The following is a 16,635-nucleotide window of genomic DNA, read 5'->3' as shown; positions in this document are numbered from 1 at the left end:
AATCCGGGCTGTTTAGCGGGGGCTATTGCCAAATATATTGTTCACAAAACTGCTGCGGTCACTTTCTTTTAGCAGTTGGCCAATGTCTTCTTTCAGGGCATTCACTTCTTTTTGCTTCAGGCCATCATAAATACCACGCACCCTTCCCTGCTTATCTACCAATGCCAAAAATTGAGAGTGCAAAAACTGATCGTTGATATCGCCCACGTTGTTTTTCGGATCATCGATATGATAACTTTCCCGGGCCATGTTGTACAACTCGAGTTTGTTGCCGGTTACAAACTGCCACTGCTTGCCATCGGCACCAATGCTGTCGCAGTAGCGTTTCAGTTGTGGAATGCTGTCGTATTCGGGCTGGCAGGTATGGCTAAGGATGGCAAAGCTTTTTTCTTGTTGATAGGCCTGATACACCGTCTTCAGTTTACCATTCATATTGGGGCACACACCGGTGCAGGTTACAAAAAAGTAATTGGCCACATACACTTTGCCGGCATAAGCTTCCTGTCTTACAGTATCGCCCTGCTGGTTTACAAAAGCAAAAGGTTTTACATAGCTCAGTACCGGCAGTTTGCTCTTCCAGTTGTCGGTGCCCTTAAAGAGAAAAAAATAGAAACCGGCCAGCGTGGCCACAAATGCCAATCCGTAGATTAATAACTTTTTATTGGTACTCATGATGTGCAAAGTTATCGGAAGCGAAAGATGAAAATGTCTATATTTGCAATTCTGTTGCAAAACAGAGTTTTGAATTTCTACCAACAATGTTCAATATCAACTGGGATAAATTAGGTATCGCTGCATCAATTGCCTGTGCCATTCACTGCGCAGTCATGCCATTGTTCATTTCCAGTTTGCCTTTGTTTGGTATAAACCTTATAGACAACAAAGGGTTCGAATTTTTCATGATTGGTGTAGCGGCGGTATTGGGCATTTTAGCCCTGCGCCATGGTTTCAAGCTGCACCACCACCGGTACATTCCTATGCTGCTGTTCTTAGCAGGCATCGTTTTTTTGATTGCCAAAGAAATAGTAGGCAATCATCCGTTGTGGATGATAGTAGCAGCCGTTGTATTAATCGTTTCGGCGCATTTTGTAAACTACCGCATGTGCCGCCAGGCCAACCACTGCCATAGCAGCGACTGCAATCATTAGCGGCTGGTATTATTCCTCGGTTGTTTTTGCCTTTACAGGACGAGATATTTCGAAATCGTCGGGTAAGTGTTCATACACATTTACCTCAAAAATTTTGCTCAGTATGCGGCAGTGCTTCACGGTAAGCTCGGTGATATTGTTTTCGATTTTGCTGTATGCTGCCTGAGAAATACCCATGGCTTTGGCCACCGTTTCTTGCTTCAGCATTTTTTGCTCCCGTAATTTTTTGATGATAGTGCCCGGCATGCTTTGGTTTTGCCAAAAATAGAGGGCTTCGGTTGTATAGCTACCTGCACCGCTTACGCAGTTGGAAAAAAATAGACCAGGCGTTTCCACCTGGTCTATGGTATCAATCAAACCTCTCCACTTTATCTATCAGGCTCTTTCTGGTGCCAGTCCCCAATGTTCGGGGCTGCGCCACAGGCTACTTAGCAACAATTCTCTCATAAAGAAGAATTCTTTGGGCAGTTTGTCGTACACGCTGCTAAACAATTCTTCGTGGCCGAGCAGTTCTTTCTTCCACAGCTCACGGTCTACTTCCATGATTTTGGCAAACTCTTCCTGGCTAAAATCGAGGCCGTTCCAGTCCATGTCTTTGTAGCGGGGCATCCAGCCAATGGGGCTTTCTACACCCAGGCTATGACCTTTGGCACGGTTTACAATCCACTTGAGCACCCGCAGGTTCTGACCAAAGCCAGGCCATGCAAAATTGCCCTGTTCGTCTTTGCGGAACCAGTTGACGCCAAAAATCCGTGGTGGCTCAGGCAGGTCGCGGCCAAACTGCAACCAGTGGTTCCAGTATTCGCCGGCATGGTAGCCCATAAAGGGCAGCATGGCAAACGGATCACGACGCACTTTACCAACTTCGCCAAAGGCGGCAGCAGTCATTTCGCTACCCATGGTAGCGGCCAGGTATACGCCAAAGTTCCAGTTGAAGCTTTGGTACACCAGCGGCATGGTGGTAGCACGGCGGCCACCAAAAATGAACGCACTGATAGGTACACCAGCGGGGTCGTCCCATTTTTCATCGAGCACAGGGTTAAGCGCAGCTGGTGCAGTAAAGCGGGCATTGGGGTGTGCCACGGGTTTACCGCTGTTTTTATCGTAAGGTTGGCCATGCCAGTCTATCAATCCATCTGGTACTTCTTTGGTCATGCCTTCCCACCACACATCACCATCGGGGGTTACGCCTACGTTGGTAAAAATGGTATCCTTTTTAATGGATGCCATGGCGTTGGGGTTGGTTTTTTCGTTGGTACCGGGGGCTACGCCAAAATAGCCGGCTTCGGGGTTGATGGCGTACAGCTTGCCGTCTTTACCCTTGTGAATCCAGGCAATATCATCGCCCACGGTGGTTACTTTCCAGCCATCCAGTCCGGCCGGTGGAATCATCATGGCAAAGTTGGTTTTGCCACAGGCGCTGGGGAAGGCAGCAGCTACATAATTCTTTTCGCCTTCGGGGCTTTCTACGCCCAGCAGCAGCATGTGCTCAGCCAGCCATCCTTCTTCGTGGCCCATTACAGAGGCAATGCGAAGGGCAAAGCATTTTTTACCCAGCAAAGCGTTGCCGCCATAGCCACTACCATAAGAAATGATGAGTCTTTCTTCGGGGAAATGTGAAATGTATTTTACTGTGGGGTTGCAAGGCCATTTTACATCGGCCTGGCCTTCTGCCAGCGGGGCGCCTACTGTATGGATACATTTTACCCAGTTGCCTGGCTGCATGTGTGCCAAAACCTGCTCACCCATGCGGGTCATCAGTTTCATGTTTACCACTACATACTCGCTATCGGTAATTTGTACACCATAGCGGCTGAGCTCAGAACCCACAGGGCCCATACAGAAAGGAATAACGTACATGGTACGGCCAGCCATAGAACCAGCTGTCAACCCTTCGAGAATGGTTTTCATTTCCTTGGGTTCCATCCAGTTGTTGGTGGGTCCTGCATCGTCTTTTCTGCGGCTGCAAATAAATGTCTTGTCCTCTACCCGGGCCACATCGCTGGGGTCGCTAAAACAAGCGTAGCTATTGGGGCGCTTTTCGGGGTTGAGTTTTATAAACGTACCCTTATCTACCATTACCTGGCAAAGGCGGTCGTACTCTTCTTGTGATCCACTGCACCAATGGATATTGCTGGGCTTAAAATGGTATGCCATGGCTTCTACCCATTTCTGAAGCTCTGTAGCAATTGGATCAGATTTACTGAAGAAATAATCATTTTGGTCGAACATAGTGTGAATATTTATGATTGTCAATTTGTTAAGACGTCTGCAATTTCCTTGCTATAATTTTCAAAAAAGATGAGATGCATCAGTCGAATTGTCTAAATATTGTCACGAAAATGTAGCGATTTTTTTAACGGGGCTTGTGGATAATTCCGAAACCTGCCGGCACCTGTTTGAGCTACTTTTGGGGTGCCATCAGTAGCAGGCGAAAGAGGGCTATGAAATACAATCAAACGACTTTACAAAAGCTGGAAAGAATACTGTCCGAATCGGGCTATGTGTACCGGTACGAACGGGGTACTTTTCAAAGTGGCTACTGCATATTGGAGCAAAAGCGGGTGGTGGTGCTGAACAAATTTTTGAATGCCGAAGGACGAATTAACACCCTGCTGGAACTCATTCCGCAACTGCAGATATCCATTGACATGCTGACTCAGGAAAGCCAAAAATTGTATGACGAGGTACTGAAAGCTTCGCTGGCTACTGAGTAGTTAGTAAATAATGTAACAACACTTGCCAAAAGACTTTTCCCTTGCGGAAAGGTCTTTTTTTGACCCTACATTTACACCCTCTTATGGCGGCACTCAGTATCACATTTTTAGGCACCGGCACCAGCGGCGGCGTACCCATGGTAGCCTGCAGTTGTGCTGTATGCCAATCGGCCGATGTGCACGACAAAAGATTGCGCAGCAGCATCCTGGTACAATCGGCCACCACCACCATTGTGGTAGATGCTACCCCTGACTTTCGCCAGCAAATGCTGCAACACAACGTTCGCCGTATTGATGCCATCCTCATTACGCATTCGCACAAAGATCATGTAGGCGGCCTCGATGATACCCGTGGCTTTCAATACATACAACAGCAACCAACGCACATTTATGCCAGTGCTGCCACGCTGCTGGGTGTACAGCGGGAAATTCCGTATGCATTTGAAGCGTACAAATACCCGGGTGTGCCCGTTTTCGAATTGCACGAAATCAAAAGCGACCCTTTTGTGGTAGGCGATATAGTGGTGCAGCCAATTTGGGTGTGGCATTACAAAATGCCGGTGATGGGTTTTCGCTTTGGCAACTTTACTTACATCACCGATGCGAATCGCATAGACGAAGCAGAACAGGAAAAAATAAAAGGCAGCAAGCAGCATTGTGCTCAATGCCTTGCGGAAAGAATCGCACATTTCGCACTTTACCCTGCAAGAAGCCATTGACATGGTGCAGCAGCTGGAAATCCCCAACGCCTACTTCACCCACATCAGCCACCAGCTGGGGCTGCACAGCGAGATAAGTGAAGAGCTGCCTGCGGGTATGCACCTGGCGTACGACGGTTTGGAAATTCGGGTGTAACGGTTGTATATTGTGGTAAACCCCTACCACACCACTATGCCCCGTTACAACCACCGCTGGCAAAGCTGGATCAAAGATTATTTCAGTTTTACAAAATGGCAACGCAGAGCCCTCCTCTTTTTATTGCTCATCATCATTGGCGCAGCCATTGCCCCTTGTCTTTTACCGTTACTTTTTGCCTGCGCCGCAGCAACCGGCCGATGCCATTGTACTGGAAGAAGCCAAAGGATTGGTGCCTTTCAAAGCGTTCGACAGCAGTTGGCAAAACAACAACGAACACACTGCTTGGAAAGAGCCAGCCTCCTATAACCGGGCTGTTGCTGCGGTAAGCTATTTCACTTTTGACCCCAATACAGCCAGCGAAGCAGACTGGCTGCGCCTGGGTGTAAAACCCAAAACGGTAGCCACCATTGTAAAGTACCGGAGCAAGGGTGGCAAATTCCGCCAGCCCGAAGACCTGCTGAAAATATTCAGCCTACCCAAGGATCAGGCGAAGGCACTCATTCCGTATGTGGTGATTGCTCCTGCTGCCAGCAACAACTCGTTTCGCCGCGACTCACTGCCTGCCCGGCCAACGGCACCGGCTAAAAACATCGCCGCTATCGACATCAATCTGGCCGATACCAGCCAATGGATTGCCCTGCCCGGCATTGGCAGCAAACTGGCTTTCCGCATTGTCAATTTCCGCGATAAGCTGGGCGGTTTTTACAGCATTGATCAGGTAGGCGAAACCTATGCCCTGCCCGACAGCACTTTTCAAAAAATCAAGAGCCGTTTGCGGGTAAATGGGAGCGGCATTCGTGCCATCAACATCAACACGGCTACAGTAGAGCAGCTCAAAATGCATCCCTATATCAAATGGAATATTGCCAATGCCATGATACAATACCGGCAGCAGCACGGGCCGTATCAATCGGTGCAGGATTTGCAAAAAATTGCCATCGTTACTCCGGAATGGTTGCAGAAAGTGGCCCCCTATTTTACCGTTCAATAAGCTGGCGAACAGAATGCTTACAGGGTTGTTAGTCTTGATTAAACTAACAAGCGTTAGCCTATATTTGACACTCAACGATTGCTTGCCTTATGAATTTTCAACCGTCAGAAACCACGCTGCACGTAGCAGCGGCAGCCCGTGATTTTGCCGAGCAGCACATTCGCCCCCATGTAATGGAATGGGACGAAGCGCAACATTTTCCCATAGATACTTTTAGAGCCATGGGCCAACTGGGCCTGATGGGCGTACTGGTACCGCATGAATATGGCGGTGCCGGTCTCGGGTATTTCGAGTACAACGCCATCATTCAGGAAATAGCCAAAGTGTGTGGCTCCGTAGGCCTGAGCCTGGCCGCCCACAACAGTTTGTGCACCAACCACATTCTCACATTTGGCAATGAAGCGCAAAAGCGCCGCTGGCTGCCCAAGCTGGCCACTGCCGAGCACATTGGCGCCTGGGGTTTGACCGAGCCTAACACCGGCAGCGACGCCGGCAACATGAAAACCACGGCTGTAAAAGACGGCGACCACTGGGTACTGAACGGCACCAAAAACTGGATTACGCATGGCAAAAGCGGCGACATCGCCGTGGTGATAGCCCGTACCGGTGAGCCACGCACCAGTGGTAATGCAACTGCCTTTGTGGTGGAGCGTGGTACACCGGGTTTTGCTGCTGGCAAAAAAGAAAACAAACTGGGCATGCGGGCCAGCGAAACGGCCGAAATGATTTTTGACAACTGCCGCATACCCGACAGCCAAAGGCTGGGCGAAGTGGGCGATGGCTTTCGGCAGAGCCTGAAGATTTTGGATGGCGGCCGCATCAGCATTGCTGCACTGGCGCAGGGCATTGCCCGTGGCGCTTTTGAAGCCAGTGTACAGTACAGCAAAGAGCGGCACCAGTTCGATCAACCCATCAGCAACTTTCAGGGCATTAGTTTTAAGCTGGCCGATATGGCTACCGAAATAGCTGCTGCTGAATTGCTGATACAGCAAGCTTGCTACCTGAAAGAAACGCATCAGAAAGTAACGGAGCAAAGCGCCATGGCCAAATACTACGCCAGCGAAGTAGCGGTAAAAGTGAGTACCGATGCCGTGCAAATTTTTGGTGGCTATGGCTATACCAAAGATTTTCCGGTAGAAAAATACTACCGCGACAGTAAGCTGTGCACCATTGGTGAAGGCACCAGCGAAATACAAAAGCTGGTGATAGCGAGAGAAGTGCTTTCCTAGTTGATAGATGATAGTTGGTGGATGGTAGCGGCAGTTGTTTGAAGAAAACAGCTGCCGCTTTTTTATAGTCCTCGTCTCCTGTCGGGGACGATTATCTTTTGCTTTCCGCCTTTCGCATTTTGCCTGCTGCCTTTCTCTTTTAGCCTTTTCCTTATGGCCTTCCCATTTACCTTTGCGGCCATGAAAAAGTGGATGTGGACAGGCGGCCTGCTGCTGTTGCTGGCTTGTAGTGAACAACCGGCCAAACCGGTGGAAACAAAAAAGAAATTGCGGGTGCCAAAACCGCAAACGATGCGGGTAAGCAACTCTTTTTCAACCGCTGTGCCAGCTGCCATATGGTAAACAAAGACCTGACCGGCCCGGCACTGAAAGGCGTGGAAAGCCGCTGGCCCGATCAGCAAAAATTGTATGGCTTTATCCGCAACAGCGACTCTGTGATTCAACGTGACGCTTATGCCCGTCAGCTGTGGCTCGATTACAACCAAACGGCCATGCTGCCCCACCCCGACCTGACGGATGAACAAATCCGCTCCATTTTGGATTATATCCAATCAGTAAGTGAATAACCACGAAAACAGACTTATGATAACCGTATACGGCATTCCCAATTGCGACACTGTGAAAAAAGCCATTACCTGGCTCAAGGAAAACAAGATTGACTTTCAGTTTCACGATTATAAAAAGCAAGGCATTACCAAAACCATGCTCAACAACTGGAGCAAACAGGTGAGTATAGATGTATTGCTGAATAAAAAAGGTACTACCTGGAAAGCCTGTACTGCAGAAGAACAAGCTGCTGCCGCCAAAAAAGCCGGTGCCATTCAACTGATGGCGGAGAAACCATCGCTCATTAAACGACCAGTGGTAGAGCAAGACGGTACTGTATTGGCGGTGGGTTTTGCTGCGAATAACTATGCGGCCATATTTGGTAAATAAACTGTGGTTCGACAAGCTCACCACTGCAGGTAGCATTTAAAAGGCTAAAAAACAAAGGCGAATCTTTCGATTCGCCTTTGTGCTGTATCAGAGTTTGTTTTCCAAATCGTTGAAGGTAGACTTGCCTTTATCCAGCAGGTCGCCGGCTTTATCGGCTGCTTGCTTGGCAAAGCCTTCAATTTTTTCGCCCATCTCTCCGGGGATGAAATCAGAAATTTTATCGAGCAGGCTGCCCTCTTCTTTGGCAGGAGCTGCAGGTGCAGCACTGGCTCCCAATACGTTTTCTACGGCACCGGCCAGCATGGGAAACTTTTCAGACACAAAGCCTTTGATGACGTCGATGGTTTTGGCGGCTTGTTCGTTGGAGAGGCCCGCTTCGGCTACGAGTTTGTTGATCAATTCTGTCATAGGATATCGTTTTTCTTGGTTTTCAAAAGCTGGGCAAGTAAGGTACTACAAGCCGGTACATTTTCAGCAAAAAGCCCTGCAATGTGCAAGGCTTTTCGATTATTTAACGGCAACTAAGAAGCTGGTTAGGCCACTTTCAGTTTGCTCATTTTTCCGGTGTCAAATTTCTGCCGGGCGTACTGCAGCGTTACTTCAAATTCCTTCTCTTTTTGGCTGGGCATTTCAAACATGGCATCGGTGAGTATTTGCTCACAAATGCTGCGCAAGCCACGGGCTCCGAGTTTAAACTCCATGGCTTTGGCCACAATAAAGTCGAACACTTCGGGCTCAAAGCTCAGGCGGATGCCTTCGAGCTCAAACAGCTTGGTGTACTGACGAACCAGCGAGTTGCGGGGTTCTGTCAAAATGCTGCGGAGGGTGTCGGTATCCAGCGGTTCGAGGTGGGTAACCACAGGCAGGCGACCCAGCAGTTCGGGTATCAAACCAAAACCTTTCAGGTCTTGTGCGTTGATGAATTGCAACAGGTTTTTCTTCTGGTATTCCTGCAGCTCTTTGTCTACGTTGAAGCCAATGGCGTTGGTATTTACCCGGCGGGCAATGACGCGGTCGATGCCATCAAACGCACCACCCGCAATGAAGAGGATGTTTTGCGTATTGATACGGATCATTTTTTGCTCGGGGTGCTTGCGGCCACCTTGCGGGGGCACCAGCACTTCGGTGCCTTCCAGCATTTTCAGCAGGCCCTGCTGTACACCTTCGCCGCTTACGTCGCGGGTAATGCTGGGGTTGTCGCCTTTGCGGGCAATCTTATCAATTTCATCGATGTATACAATGCCCCGTTCGGCAGCCTGCACATCGTAATCGCAGTTTTGCAGCAGGCGGGTGAGCATGCTTTCTACGTCTTCGCCTACATAGCCTGCTTCGGTAAACACCGTGGCATCTACAATAGCAAAGGGCACATTGAGGAGTTTGGCAATGGTTTTGGCCAGCAAGGTTTTACCCGTGCCGGTTTCGCCTACCAGTATGATGTTGCTTTTTTCAATTTCTACTTCGTCGGTGCTTACTTTTTGGGTAAGGCGTTTGTAGTGGTTGTATACCGCTACGCTCAAAATCTTCTTGGCATCATCCTGACCAATCACATACTGATCAAGGAATTGCTTGATTTCGCGGGGCTTTTTTACGTTGAGTTTGAAAGCACCGGGAGCAGTAAAGCGGTGGCTTTGCAAGGCCACTTCCTGCTCCACTATTTCACGGGCACTTTCTACGCACTGGTCGCAGATGTGTACATTGTCCTGACCGGCGATGAGGATTTTGACTTCATCGCGGCTTTTGCCACAAAAAGAACAATGCAGACTTGATTTTGCCATGTAGTAAAGTTATATAAAACGGCCCCGCCGAAACAGGGCCGCAAGTGTACAAAGGTATAAGATGCTGCGGGTAATGCAAGCATGGCTACGTTAAAGCTTCTCCAGTACGCCATCTACAATGCCGTAAGCAATGCTTTCTTTGGCGTCCATCCAATAGTCGCGGTCAAAGTCTTTCATCACTTTCTCCACGGTTTGGCCGCAGTTTTTGGCGAGGATTTCGGCACCCATGAGCTTGGTTTTGCGGATTTGCTCGGCCATGATTTCTAGGTCGGCGCTGGTACCGCGGCCACCACCGCTGGGCTGGTGTATCATTACTTCGCCACTGGGGAAAATGAAACGACGGCCCTTGGTGCCACCACTCAGCAAAATGCTGCCCATACTGGCGGCCATGCCCATGCACACAGTGCTTACGGGGCTGCTGATCATTTGCATGGTATCATAAATAACCATGCCCGCTGTCACCAATCCGCCAGGGCTGTTGATGTAAAACGTGATTTCCTTGCCGGGGTCGATGGCCTCCAGGTAGAGCAGGCGACTGGTGATGTCTTTGGCGCTTTTATCGTCCACCACGCCCCACAGGAAAATCTTGCGTTGCTCAATAAATTTTTTGTCGAACTGCCAGCCGCTCATCATCTTCTCCATGGGCATTTCAATGGCTGGTGTTTCTGGTGCTTCCGGTTCGTCTTCGTCGTAGCGGAAGGGTTTGTTGCGGTAATTATGCTGGTTCATAGTTTGTTTTTTGTTTGTGGTTTGCTGTTTTTGGTTGGGCTATGTACTGCAGCCAAAAGTGAGTGACACAACTTGGATGCTAGTAGTACAACTGCTGATTCCAAAAACTTTCCGATAGCCCCCTTTAGGGGGTTGGGGGTCTACTTCTTTTCCTTTCTCGGATTGATGAACAGTACTTCGTCTACCAGGCCGTATTCTTTGGCTTCGGGGGCGGTCATCCACTTGTCGCGGTCGCTGTCGATGGCAATTTGCTCGGCGGTTTGACCGGTGTGGTAGGCCAAAATGTCGTACAGTTCTTTCTTCAGTTTCTTTACCTCATTCACCGTAATCTCAATATCAGTAGCCTGACCCATGGCACCACCGCTGGGCTGGTGAATCATGATTCGGCTGTGCTTGAGGGCGGTACGCTTGCCGTGTGCACCAGCAGCCATGAGTACTGCTCCCATGCTGGCAGCCATGCCGGTACAAATGGTAGCAATATCGGGGGTGATGAACTGCATGGTATCGTACATACCCAAGCCAGCATACACACTGCCACCGGGGCTGTTGATGTACATCTGAATGTCGCGGGTATGGTCGGTGCTTTCGAGGAAGAGCAGCTGCGCCGTTACAATGTTGGCCACTTCATCCATAATGGGGTAGCCCAAAAAGATGATGCGGTCCATCATCAGGCGGCTGTACACATCCATCACCGCAATGTTCATGGGGCGTTCCTCAATAATGTTGGGGGTGAGGTTGGTAACGTTGTGCTTGATGTATGCATCCAGCGTATTGCTGCTGATGCCGCGGTGCTTCACCGCATATTTTTCAAATTCTTGTCCAAAGTTCATAGCCAAAGTTTGCTGTTTATAATGTTGCCTGCCAATTCAGGCAATTTAGCGGGAAATGTGTTTCAAATATTGTGCGGGAAAAATTAAAGGACATTTTGACGGATGCATTCTGTAACAGGGGAACTATCGGCATTGTTTCATTCCACTTGTACTGTTCCAGCAGGCCAGTTCGGCAGGTTTCGCTAGAGTTGGTCAAAGGCTTTTGCCAATCTTATTTTTTGGCAGCATCCAATCTTCGGGCTAACAGCATCTTGAAGCGGCGTCATGGTTGCCCGTTCATTTATCGGTACAACAACGTCAAATTGCTGTAGATTTCATTTTTAATAAGTCCATCATCTATCAACATGCCCATGAAATTTTCCTTCCTCTTTGTATTGCTGGCCGGTTTTCAACTAGCCCACAGCCAGTCTGCTGCCGAAGAAAAACTCCTGAAAAAGGCCAAGGCCATTCATGAAAAGGCCATCACCATTGATACGCACAATGATATCAATGTGACAAACTTTACCCCGGAAATCAATTACACGCAGCGGCTGAGTACGCAGGTAAACCTGCCCAAAATGGAAGAAGGCGGCCTCGATGTAACCTGGTTGATTGTGTACACAGGCCAGGGTGAACTAACCCCCGACGGCTATGCCAAAGCGTACGCCAATGCCGATGCAAAATTCAAAGCCATTCACCGGCTGTGTACCGACATTGCACCCGACAAAATTGAACTGGCCCTTACCAGTACCGATGTGCGGCGCATTGTAGCATCGGGCAAAAAAGTAGCGATGATTGGTGTAGAAAATGGCTACCCCGTTGGCACCGATATTGCCCGGGTAAAAGAGTTTGCCGATCGCGGTGCCCGTTACATGTCGTTGTCGCACAACGGCCACAGCCAGCTCTGCGATAGCAACACCGGAGAAAACGACAGCGTATGGATGCACAACGGCCTGAGCCCCTTGGGCAAAGAAGTGATTGCCGAAATGAACAAATGGGGCATTATGATTGATTTGTCGCACCCGGCCAAAACCTCCAACATACAGGCCATTCAACTATCAAAGGCGCCGGTGATTGCTTCCCATTCTTCTGCACGGGCCCTCAACGATGTGCCCCGCAACCTCGACGATGAAGTGCTGCTAATGGTGAAAGAAAACAATGGCGTGGTGCAAACCGTTGCATTCAGGGCCTATGTGAATGCAAAAAAAGCAGCTGCTTACTCAGCCAAAAGCAATGAACTCATGGCCGCTTATGCCAAGCAGGAAGGCTTTGAATTATTGAACCGTCGGGCGGTGATGGAATTGCCCGCTGCTGCAAGGGAAGAATACAATAAAAAGTATACTGCCCTAACCGAAAAATACAAAGACAAAATTGCCAGCGAAGTAGTAGCTGCAGCACCGCCGGTTGATGTAAAAGACTTTGTAGACCACATTGACTACATGGTGAAAAAAATTGGCATCAACCACGTGGGCATCAGTTCCGATTTTGATGGCGGTGGTGGTGTAGAAGGCTGGAACGATGCTGCAGAAACACTCAACGTGACCATTGAGCTGGTACGCAGAGGCTATACCAGCAAGCAAATCAAAAAGCTATGGGGCGAAAACCTGCTGCGTGTACTCGACGATGTGCAGGAAGTAGCCAAGAAGATTCAAGCAGGCAAGCTGTAGTCAACATCGAACTCCGCAGCCACTGGTGGCTGTGGAGTTTTTACTTGCTTTCCATCACTACCACGGGTACAATCATTTCTTCCAGGCTCACACCGCCGTGCTGAAAAGTGTTCTTGTAATAGTTCACATAGTGGTTGTAGTTATTGGGGTAGCAGAGGTAGGTATTTTCACGGGCAAAAATGTAGCTGCTGTTGATGCTGGGGCTGGGCAGGCCCGCCTCCTTGGGGTCGCGAAAGGCTAGCACATCGCGGTTTTCGTAGTTGAGGTTGCGGCCATGCTTGTAGCGGATGTTGGTAGTGGTTTGGCGATCGCCCACCACTTTGGCGGGAGTATTTACCCGTATGCTACCGTGGTCTGTCGCCAGTACCAGCTTCACTTTTTTATCGGCTATTTTTTTGAGGGCTTCGTACAGCGGGCTGTGCTCAAACCAGCTTTTGGTAATGCTGCGGTAGCTGCGTTCGTCGCTGGCCAGTTCTTTCAGCACTTCCATTTCGGTACGGGCATGGCTCAGCATGTCTACAAAATTGTACACGATGACATTCAAGTCGTTGCCCAGCATGTTGTGAATGTTGTTCACCAACTGCTGGCCCGCATCGTTCGTCAAAATTTTGGTGTAGCTGATTTTGAGATCGCCTTTGCCCAACCGCTTCAGCTGTGCTTTTAAAAATTCTTCTTCGTGTAAATTTTTACTGCCTTCGTCATCATCGTTTTTCCAAAGCTGCGGATACTGTTTTGCAATATCGATGGGTAGCTGGCCGGCAAAAATGGCATTGCGGGCATACTGCGTAGCCGTGGGCAAAATGCTGTAAAAACTATCCTCCGTTACAATGCGAAAGCTCTCTGCAAAAATGGGCTGAATAGCCCGCCACTGATCGAGGCGCAGGTTATCGATGAGCACAAAAATGTGGGCGTTCCCTTGCTCAGGTTGGGCAATACCTTTTGGGCAATGAGGCTATGGCTCATCACCGGTGCTTCGCTGTTGCCAGGCTTTATCCAGCTGGCATAGTGGCGACTCACGTATTTAAAAAATTCGGTGTTGGCTTCGTCCTTCTGGGTTTGAAAAACTTCCCGCATTTCGGGGCTGTCGCTCTTGTCCATTTCCATTTCCCAGTACACCAGCTTGGCATAAATTTTTTGCCATTCCTGTGCATCAGGATTGCTGTTGAGCTCCATGAACAGGTTGCGAAATTCCTGCTGGTAACTAGTAGTAGTTTTTTCGCTGACGAGGCGTTTGTTGTCAAGAATCTTTTTGAGGCTCAACAGCACCTGGCTGGGGTTCACCGGCTTAATGAGGTAATCGCTGATTTGGCTGCCAATGGCATCTTCCATCACATTTTCTGCTTCGTTTTTGGTAATCATGACCACGGGCAGATTGCTTTTGATTGCTTTGATTTTTGCCAGTGTTTCCAGGCCACTAATGCCGGGCATGCTTTCATCGAGCAGCACCACATCCAGCGGGTGTTCTTTTACATAATCAATGGCATCAAAACCATTGGTGAGGCAGGCCACTTCGTAGCCCTTGTTTTGCAAAAACAACAACTGGCTTTTCAGGCTGTCTATTTCATCGTCTACCCACAATATTTTGGCGAGGCTCATGTCGGAAGTTTCAATGTTTACGAGTGTACGGGTTGGTGAGTACTGATGTCCTTACTCCAGACTTCGGACTACCCACTCCCGACTTGTATTGCAGATATACAACAAAGCCTGCAGCAAGGCAAATACCCGTTGAACTTTGGCGATACTTTTTCACTCATTGGTTGTAGAATTCTCTACAAGTATCAACTCATAAGTAACATAGTAAGATTGCATTCAGTTTCCTTTTATTTTCGAAAAAACAACCCTGCACAATGGACAACAACACGCAACCAGCTCCTGAAGAGGTTCAACAGCCCAGCATATTTGATGAATCGGTTTTTACGCCGGGTGAATACGACAAATCCATCCGGTATGCCCGAACAGCACTGTTTGTTGTAGCCGGAGTGCAGGCTTTGGTAGGTGCATATTATGCCTATATGTCTCCCGATGGTACCACTGCGGCAGTTACCTTGGCAATAACCCTGAGTATAGCAGTTGTGTTTCTGTTGCTGGGTTTTTACTCTAATAAGAAACCGTATACAGCCATCCTTAGCGGATTGATTGTATACGGAGCCTTGTTGTTGATGGATATTGTTGTTGATCCCACGTCTATTCTAAAGGGAATCATTATCAAAGGAGTGATCATCTTTTACCTGGCCAAATCGCTGAGTGATGCGAAAGAAGCACAGGAAGGAATGAAACACCTCAAAGGTGGATAACGCCTATAGTGGTTTCAATACCAACTTTCGCCACTGCACTTTAATACCGCCACCATCATGAATTTGTAAAGCGATGCTGCCTTTGCCGGCACCAATTTTTACATCGGTGAGGGTAATCATTTGCTGGCCGTTGAGCCAGGTGGTCACCGTGCCATTTTCTACGCGGATTTTCATTTTGTTCCACTCACCATATTTCAGGTATTGATCCAGTGCAGGGTCGGGTTTGATAAGCCAGCCGCGGCCATAGCTTTCATAAATACCGCCGGTGTTGTTTTTGGGTGGTGCCACTTCTACCTGCCAGCCGGTTATTTTGGTACCGTCAATGGTGCTGCGAAAAAACACCCCGCTGTTGCCATCAGCGCCTTGTTTAAACTCAAGTGTCAACTCAAAATTGTCGTAGTGCTGTTCGGTAGCCAGATAGCCGTATTGCTTGTCGGGGCCGCTTTCGCAAACGAGCAGGCCATTTTCTACATACCATTTTTCAGTACCGTAAATTTTCCAACCCTTCAGGTCTTTGCCATTGAAGAGTTTTATTTTTTGTGCAACAGAAGTATTCGAAACCGTAATGGCCAGCATGGCCATCAGGAGGTAGTGTATTGTTTTTTTCATGGGAGCGTTTTCGTTTTTTTTCGCACAGAGCTAAGGAGAGCTCAGAGAAAATTGCCTTCGGCAATTGTTGGTGTTTTGTTGCTTTTGCTTTCTGCCTTCAGCTTTTGGCTTTCAGCTTTTTGCCTTCTACAGCTTCCTGATTTTAATGTTTTTAAACCAGGTAGGACTGCCATGATCTTGCAGGGCAATGAGGCCGGTTTTGAATTTGCCATAGTCAGGAAAAGATTCCCATTTGCCGCTGTTGCGACGCTTGGTCCAGTCTTCACTCCAGGGCACAAACGACACCGTGAGTTGTCCGTTGAGGTAATACTCTACTTTGGCTTTCGTAAATACAATACGCGTTGTATTCCATTCGCCGGTAGGTTTGAGTTTTTTGTTTTCAGGAGCCACGTACATAGCATAGTCGCAGGCAGTTTTTTGCCAGTCTTCCAGCTTGCCGGGGCCGGGCCAGTTGTTGTCGTCAATCAATTGATACTCGGGGGCCGTGGCATATGGTGCTTTATACTGCGGACCTTCGGCAGCATGGTAAAAAATACCGCTGTTGCCACCGGGGCTGATTTTCCAATCTATCGTCAGCTCAAAGTCTTCAAATTTTTCATCGCCAAAAACAATATCGCCACCCGTATCACCATGGGCTGTGCCCAAGCCTTTGAGGGTGCCATTTTCAATCACCCATCCTGTTGGAAAAACGGTTTTATTAAAGCCCCGCCAGCCATTGCTGGTTTTGCCATCGAACAACAGTTTCCAGCCTGCTTTTTTTTCGGCTTTGCTCAGGGTGTTATCGGCTGTTTGCGCCATGGTAGTAAATGAAAAAGCCAAGGCAATGATGGTGCTGAATGTTTTCATGTAGCTTGTATTTTTTGAACCACGAAG

The 16,635-nt window shown here is 48.7% G+C and carries 20 protein-coding genes and 1 pseudogene; 11 read left to right on the top strand and 10 right to left on the bottom strand.

Translation table 11 applies throughout. The features are described from left to right. Positions 1-12: 12 nt before the first annotated feature. On the bottom strand, positions 13-672 hold the full coding sequence (locus GLV81_RS18945) for an SCO family protein (protein WP_157480597.1): 660 nt from the start codon (positions 670-672) through the stop codon (positions 13-15). An 86-nt stretch (positions 673-758) separates the two neighbouring features. Between GLV81_RS18945 and GLV81_RS18940 the strand changes: the two genes are divergently transcribed. Continuing rightward, on the top strand, positions 759-1,148 hold the full coding sequence (locus GLV81_RS18940) for a MerC domain-containing protein (RefSeq protein WP_157480595.1): 390 nt from the start codon (positions 759-761) through the stop codon (positions 1,146-1,148). A 9-nt stretch (positions 1,149-1,157) separates the two neighbouring features. Here the strand turns inward: GLV81_RS18940 and GLV81_RS18935 are convergent, their stop codons facing one another. Further along, the gene (locus GLV81_RS18935) at positions 1,158-1,505 is read right to left on the bottom strand and encodes a helix-turn-helix domain-containing protein (RefSeq protein ID WP_157480594.1); all 348 of its coding nucleotides are present in this window, start codon (positions 1,503-1,505) and stop codon (positions 1,158-1,160) included. An 18-nt stretch (positions 1,506-1,523) separates the two neighbouring features. Beyond that, entirely contained in the window at positions 1,524-3,380 is a 1,857-nt protein-coding gene (locus GLV81_RS18930) for a phosphoenolpyruvate carboxykinase (GTP) (RefSeq protein ID WP_157480592.1), read from the bottom strand. Between the two features lie 212 nt (positions 3,381-3,592). On the opposite strand from GLV81_RS18930, the gene GLV81_RS18925 reads away from it, so the two are divergent. From GLV81_RS18925 to GLV81_RS18895, 8 genes are all read left to right on the top strand, one after another. After that, positions 3,593-3,865, top strand: coding sequence for a hypothetical protein (locus GLV81_RS18925; RefSeq protein WP_157480590.1), 273 nt, complete (start codon positions 3,593-3,595; stop codon positions 3,863-3,865). A gap of 83 nt (positions 3,866-3,948) precedes the next feature. After that, entirely contained in the window at positions 3,949-4,584 is a 636-nt protein-coding gene (locus GLV81_RS18920; protein WP_246186135.1) for an MBL fold metallo-hydrolase, read from the top strand. After that, the gene (locus GLV81_RS20910; RefSeq protein WP_246186134.1) at positions 4,535-4,720 is read left to right on the top strand and encodes an MBL fold metallo-hydrolase; all 186 of its coding nucleotides are present in this window, start codon (positions 4,535-4,537) and stop codon (positions 4,718-4,720) included. Before GLV81_RS18920 ends, GLV81_RS20910 begins: the two co-directional genes overlap by 50 nt. A 148-nt stretch (positions 4,721-4,868) precedes the next feature. Continuing rightward, the gene (locus tag GLV81_RS18915; RefSeq protein WP_157480589.1) at positions 4,869-5,714 is read left to right on the top strand and encodes a ComEA family DNA-binding protein; all 846 of its coding nucleotides are present in this window, start codon (positions 4,869-4,871) and stop codon (positions 5,712-5,714) included. An 89-nt stretch (positions 5,715-5,803) separates the two neighbouring features. Beyond that, positions 5,804-6,943, top strand: coding sequence for an acyl-CoA dehydrogenase family protein (locus GLV81_RS18910; protein WP_157480587.1), 1,140 nt, complete (start codon positions 5,804-5,806; stop codon positions 6,941-6,943). 180 nt (positions 6,944-7,123) lie between these two features. Continuing rightward, the gene (locus tag GLV81_RS18905; protein WP_157480586.1) at positions 7,124-7,285 is read left to right on the top strand and encodes a hypothetical protein; all 162 of its coding nucleotides are present in this window, start codon (positions 7,124-7,126) and stop codon (positions 7,283-7,285) included. Further along, positions 7,279-7,509, top strand: coding sequence for a c-type cytochrome (locus GLV81_RS18900; RefSeq protein ID WP_246186133.1), 231 nt, complete (start codon positions 7,279-7,281; stop codon positions 7,507-7,509). Before GLV81_RS18905 ends, GLV81_RS18900 begins: the two co-directional genes overlap by 7 nt. Before the next feature lie 16 nt (positions 7,510-7,525). Further along, a complete protein-coding gene (locus GLV81_RS18895) occupies positions 7,526-7,879 on the top strand; it encodes a Spx/MgsR family RNA polymerase-binding regulatory protein (protein ID WP_157480582.1) in 354 nt (117 codons plus the stop codon). An 87-nt stretch (positions 7,880-7,966) separates the two neighbouring features. On the opposite strand, the gene GLV81_RS18890 is transcribed toward GLV81_RS18895, so the two are convergent. The 4 genes from GLV81_RS18890 to GLV81_RS18875 all read right to left on the bottom strand — a co-directional run bounded on the left by GLV81_RS18890 (position 7,967) and on the right by GLV81_RS18875 (position 11,213). Further along, complete coding sequence (locus tag GLV81_RS18890) at positions 7,967-8,287, bottom strand: hypothetical protein (protein WP_157480580.1); 321 nt, start codon at positions 8,285-8,287, stop codon at positions 7,967-7,969. A 125-nt stretch (positions 8,288-8,412) separates the two neighbouring features. Then, on the bottom strand, positions 8,413-9,654 hold the full coding sequence (gene clpX, locus GLV81_RS18885) for an ATP-dependent Clp protease ATP-binding subunit ClpX (protein WP_157480579.1): 1,242 nt from the start codon (positions 9,652-9,654) through the stop codon (positions 8,413-8,415). 90 nt (positions 9,655-9,744) lie between these two features. After that, entirely contained in the window at positions 9,745-10,383 is a 639-nt protein-coding gene (locus GLV81_RS18880; RefSeq protein ID WP_197428774.1) for a ClpP family protease, read from the bottom strand. A 140-nt stretch (positions 10,384-10,523) separates the two neighbouring features. Next, on the bottom strand, positions 10,524-11,213 hold the full coding sequence (locus GLV81_RS18875) for a ClpP family protease (protein WP_157480577.1): 690 nt from the start codon (positions 11,211-11,213) through the stop codon (positions 10,524-10,526). Positions 11,214-11,557: 344 nt separating this feature from the next. Between GLV81_RS18875 and GLV81_RS18870 the strand changes: the two genes are divergently transcribed. Then, positions 11,558-12,859, top strand: a complete 1,302-nt coding sequence (locus GLV81_RS18870) for a dipeptidase (protein WP_157480576.1) — start codon at positions 11,558-11,560, stop codon at positions 12,857-12,859. 40 nt (positions 12,860-12,899) lie between these two features. Here the strand turns inward: GLV81_RS18870 and porX are convergent. Continuing rightward, positions 12,900-14,455 (bottom strand): annotated as a pseudogene (gene porX / locus GLV81_RS21845) (T9SS response regulator signal transducer PorX). A 251-nt stretch (positions 14,456-14,706) separates the two neighbouring features. Here porX and GLV81_RS18860 point away from each other — a divergent pair. Beyond that, complete coding sequence (locus tag GLV81_RS18860) at positions 14,707-15,153, top strand: hypothetical protein (RefSeq protein ID WP_157480574.1); 447 nt, start codon at positions 14,707-14,709, stop codon at positions 15,151-15,153. Between the two features lie 3 nt (positions 15,154-15,156). Here GLV81_RS18860 and GLV81_RS18855 read toward each other — a convergent pair whose 3' ends face one another. Next, complete coding sequence (locus GLV81_RS18855) at positions 15,157-15,762, bottom strand: 3-keto-disaccharide hydrolase (protein ID WP_157480571.1); 606 nt, start codon at positions 15,760-15,762, stop codon at positions 15,157-15,159. Positions 15,763-15,888: 126 nt separating this feature from the next. Further along, positions 15,889-16,608, bottom strand: a complete 720-nt coding sequence (locus GLV81_RS18850; protein ID WP_157480569.1) for a 3-keto-disaccharide hydrolase — start codon at positions 16,606-16,608, stop codon at positions 15,889-15,891. Positions 16,609-16,635: the final 27 nt, after the last annotated feature.

The sequence above is a fragment of the Phnomibacter ginsenosidimutans genome, from assembly GCF_009740285.1.
Taxonomy (GTDB): Bacteria; Bacteroidota; Bacteroidia; order Chitinophagales; family Chitinophagaceae; genus Phnomibacter; species Phnomibacter ginsenosidimutans.
This window is presented reverse-complemented; position numbering and strand designations above follow the sequence as displayed.

Excerpts from the sequence above, each read along its gene's own strand:
- GLV81_RS18895 (WP_157480582.1), top strand. The coding sequence starts at position 7,526 with ATGATAACCGTATACGGCATTCCCAATTGCGACACTGTGAAAAAAGCC.
- GLV81_RS18880 (WP_197428774.1), bottom strand. The coding sequence starts at position 10,383 with ATGAACCAGCATAATTACCGCAACAAACCCTTCCGCTACGACGAAGAC.
- GLV81_RS18905 (WP_157480586.1), top strand. The coding sequence starts at position 7,124 with ATGAAAAAGTGGATGTGGACAGGCGGCCTGCTGCTGTTGCTGGCTTGT.
- GLV81_RS18940 (WP_157480595.1), top strand. The coding sequence starts at position 759 with ATGTTCAATATCAACTGGGATAAATTAGGTATCGCTGCATCAATTGCC.
- GLV81_RS18910 (WP_157480587.1), top strand. The coding sequence starts at position 5,804 with ATGAATTTTCAACCGTCAGAAACCACGCTGCACGTAGCAGCGGCAGCC.
- GLV81_RS18930 (WP_157480592.1), bottom strand. The coding sequence starts at position 3,380 with ATGTTCGACCAAAATGATTATTTCTTCAGTAAATCTGATCCAATTGCT.
- GLV81_RS18870 (WP_157480576.1), top strand. The coding sequence starts at position 11,558 with ATGCCCATGAAATTTTCCTTCCTCTTTGTATTGCTGGCCGGTTTTCAA.
- GLV81_RS18875 (WP_157480577.1), bottom strand. The coding sequence starts at position 11,213 with ATGAACTTTGGACAAGAATTTGAAAAATATGCGGTGAAGCACCGCGGC.
- GLV81_RS18900 (WP_246186133.1), top strand. The coding sequence starts at position 7,279 with ATGGTAAACAAAGACCTGACCGGCCCGGCACTGAAAGGCGTGGAAAGC.
- GLV81_RS18920 (WP_246186135.1), top strand. The coding sequence starts at position 3,949 with ATGGCGGCACTCAGTATCACATTTTTAGGCACCGGCACCAGCGGCGGC.
- GLV81_RS18855 (WP_157480571.1), bottom strand. The coding sequence starts at position 15,762 with ATGAAAAAAACAATACACTACCTCCTGATGGCCATGCTGGCCATTACG.
- GLV81_RS18925 (WP_157480590.1), top strand. The coding sequence starts at position 3,593 with ATGAAATACAATCAAACGACTTTACAAAAGCTGGAAAGAATACTGTCC.
- GLV81_RS18890 (WP_157480580.1), bottom strand. The coding sequence starts at position 8,287 with ATGACAGAATTGATCAACAAACTCGTAGCCGAAGCGGGCCTCTCCAAC.
- clpX (WP_157480579.1), bottom strand. The coding sequence starts at position 9,654 with ATGGCAAAATCAAGTCTGCATTGTTCTTTTTGTGGCAAAAGCCGCGAT.
- GLV81_RS18850 (WP_157480569.1), bottom strand. The coding sequence starts at position 16,608 with ATGAAAACATTCAGCACCATCATTGCCTTGGCTTTTTCATTTACTACC.
- GLV81_RS18860 (WP_157480574.1), top strand. The coding sequence starts at position 14,707 with ATGGACAACAACACGCAACCAGCTCCTGAAGAGGTTCAACAGCCCAGC.
- GLV81_RS18945 (WP_157480597.1), bottom strand. The coding sequence starts at position 672 with ATGAGTACCAATAAAAAGTTATTAATCTACGGATTGGCATTTGTGGCC.